At 64.0% G+C, this 1,719-nt stretch carries 1 protein-coding gene; it reads left to right on the top strand.

Features of this window, described 5'->3' with window-relative positions:
- Nucleotides 1-591: 591 nt before the first annotated feature.
- Nucleotides 592-1,554: an IS1595 family transposase gene (locus tag CSC70_RS13605; RefSeq protein ID WP_160964030.1), complete on the top strand. Its 963-nt coding sequence runs from the start codon at nucleotides 592-594 to the stop codon at nucleotides 1,552-1,554.
- Nucleotides 1,555-1,719: the final 165 nt, after the last annotated feature.

The following is a 1,719-nucleotide window of genomic DNA, read 5'->3' on the forward strand; positions in this document are numbered from 1 at the left end:
CCCGGAACGGAAGGGCTAGTGCCAACCCATCACCTTCGTACGTCCCAGTAATACCTTACCTTGCCGACGGGGTCCCTGCGCGGCGACTCGGACCCGGAACGCCCATTCGAGGTACTGCAAAGCGGACCTGACATATTCCTGTCCAAGCCGGTCCGCCCGCCTGCCCTGCGCGCGCTGGTGACGCAGATGTTGATGCGGCGCGGGTAGCGCGCTGCCAGCGTCCTCTCGCGTGCTCACCGGCAGCGCACGCACCGATCCGATCGGCGCATCGGCAGGCCACTAGAGCACTGCCGCCACGGCAGAGACGGGTCGACCCACGCCAGGCGGCCATGCCAGCCGCCGTTGGCGAATGCGGCGTGCGCGTCGTGGCGAGGTCACTGCGCGTCGCGCACTGCAGCCGCGCGGACCGATGTTCAACGCGCATCAATCGATGAGAAAGCAGCAATTATCAACGTCGACCATCTCGACCAGAATCGAGTGCCTCAGATGTCATACGTCCACCTGATTAGCCCTAACTCTCAGCCAGCAGTCGCAAGATCTGCGCCGGCCTGGGCAGATGCTGTTGTCACCTGAAGCCGACGAGGTGGCCCCATGAGCATCAATGCCGTGCAGTTCCAGGCTGGACTGTCGATGCCGGATTTTTTTGCAGCCTACGGCACCGAAGCCAAGTGCTACCGCGCTCTGTATAGATGGCGGTGGCCCCAGGGATTTCGCTGTCCTTGTTGCGCTGGACGGGCGCGCTCGCGCTTCAAGCGTGGTGGCGCCATCTACTATCAATGCAGCGCGTGCCGGCATCAGACCAGCCTGATCGCAGGCACGATGTTCCAGGGCACCAAGCTGTCACTGCGCACCTGGATGCTGGCGCTGCACCTGTTGACCTCGACCAAGACCAACATGGCTGCGCTGGAGCTGATGCGTCATCTGGGCGTCAACTACAAGACCGCCTGGCGGATGAAGCACAAGATCATGCAGGTCATGGCCGAGCGCGAAGCCACGCGTCGACTGTCCGGGTTCGTGCAGATCGACGATGCCTACCTGGGAGGGGAGCGCAACGGCGGCAAGGCTGGGCGCGGATCGGAGAACAAGCAACCGTTCCTGATTGCGGTGCAGACCGATGCCAGCTTCACGGCGCCGAGCTTTGTGGTGATCGAGCCGGTGCGCAGCTTCGACAATGCCGCGCTCACGGACTGGATCGCCCGTCGCCTGAAGCCAGAATGCGAGGCCTACACCGACGGGTTGGCCTGTTTCCGCCGCCTGGAAGACGCCGGCCATGCACACACCACACTGGACACCGGCGGCGGACGCGCAGCCACAGAGGCCGCCGGTGCCAGGTGGGTCAACGTGGTGCTTGGCAACCTCAAACGCGCCATCAGCGGCGTCTACCACGCCATCGCGCAAAGCAAATATGCGAGACGTTATCTGGCCGAAGCGGCCTACCGATTCAATCGCAGATTCCGCCTGCCCGAAATGCTGCCACGACTCGCCACGGCGATGATGCGTTGCAAGCCCTGTCCGGAGCCGGCTTTGCGCATGGCGGGCAATTTTCATGGCTGAGAGACAGGGCTAATCAGGAACGCCCATGCCGCAGGCAAACAGGTATCCATCGCCTGACCGCCTATAGCAGCGGCGGCCTTGCCGGGCCCTTGCCCTGAACGCGCGTGCTCCGCCGTTCGCGACCGCGACGCAGCACATCGCACCGCGGCAGTCACGCACTTGCCG

The sequence above is a fragment of the Pseudoxanthomonas kalamensis DSM 18571 genome (assembly GCF_010211745.1).
Taxonomy (GTDB): Bacteria; Pseudomonadota; Gammaproteobacteria; order Xanthomonadales; family Xanthomonadaceae; genus Pseudoxanthomonas_A; species Pseudoxanthomonas_A kalamensis.